This window comes from Wolbachia endosymbiont of Tuta absoluta (genome assembly GCF_059414725.1).
In genome coordinates this window covers 1-1,337 of sequence record NZ_JBNRJY010000014.1, presented here as the reverse complement: position 1 = coordinate 1,337, position 1,337 = coordinate 1, and the positions used below count along the sequence as shown (strand labels likewise).

The window sequence follows — 1,337 nt, the reverse complement described above, 5'->3', positions numbered from 1 at the left end:
ATACCCAACTCTGTATTAGAGCAAGATAGATGTTCCGTAGGGTTCCTATTTTAAGGGTTTGATAGTTAGCAACCCTACGGAAAATCTATCTTGCTCTAATACAGATTTGGCTATTTAAGTTCCTACACATAAATTTTTTTTTCCTGTAGTACAAGAAAGTTAAAAGTTTAAGTCAACATTAGGAAACAGTAGGCTGATTAGTTGAGAAATTCTAGGTACATAGATAAGGTTTGAAGACCTTATTGGTCTGCATGGAGATGAGGGTAAGCGGAGAACGTGCCGCGCGGGAGGTCGCAGAGCCGTGCCAGTCAGTGCAACAAATATTTATAACCAAAGCTCGTGGTTCACGAGCTCACCTTTCTGATTGAGCGGCTCTAAAATGAGCTGCGTGTTATCGCACGCCGGCAGCTGCATTAGGGGATACATGAAAAGCTTTGTACTATGTAATGAAGCTTCCCCTTTTCAGATTCCTCTGAAAAATAAATGCGATAAATGTGCATGCAAGCATCAACCTCATCAAATGTATAGAGCTGAAGCAGTATTTTCAACTAATAAATGCTTACAGGCAGCTGCCCGAGTCCCCATGTTTATAAGCTGAATCTTGAAACTGCCCTGCATTTGAATGCCGTATGACGGTCCCGCTGTTCATGAATTGGCTCGCGTTCAGGTCGAGCAATCGATATCACAATTTGAGGTACAATTTCAGACTTAAAAACACGAATCGTCGCGACTGGGCGAAAGAGAAGAGACCAAATTGTACAGACTTTCTTTTCTTTTCAGTGTATTGATCGATCGACCGCGGTTCTCTGTCGGTCACCCAGTAGGTCGCCGGCATCCACCCGGCATCTACGGCCGCGCCCGTGCCATCTATCGCCGATTGTAAATTTTTCCTCTCTCTCTCTCTACTTTTTTCGTGTGGGACACCAAGTCTTCCAGACTGGGTTTAAACGGCTGTCAAAATGACCTCATTACCGCGTAAAACTCGTCTATTCTAGTCTCTTGACAGATCGATCGGGTTTCTTTATAACTAACTAGTGTAGAATGTAGATGTCAATTCAAAAAAATCCTATCTCCATGTCACTTCTATTCACAAAGTACTAACTGAGTACTTTTTGTTCTGTTCTGTGGTATATTCATGCTGTTTACGGTTTCATGCGCGGTGAACTAAAAACAAACTGAGAGTTTGGTTGAAGATCGATCGACAATGAAATTTGGCATAGTTTATGGAAATGGGCAAAGAAAAGACATCCTCGTAAAGGATTACGTTGGATAAAGAATCGTTACTTCAAAGTAATGGGTCAACGCCAATGGGTTTTTGCTGCACCCATATGCAAGAA

The 1,337-nt window shown here is 42.2% G+C and carries 1 protein-coding gene; it reads left to right on the top strand.

Annotation, left to right across the window (positions count from 1 at the left end; genetic code table 11):
* Window positions 1-1,197: 1,197 nt before the first annotated feature.
* Window positions 1,198-1,337 (top strand): group II intron maturase-specific domain-containing protein (locus tag ACJ5GX_RS00100; protein ID WP_495292558.1); only part of this gene is annotated, 140 nt, incomplete at its 3' end.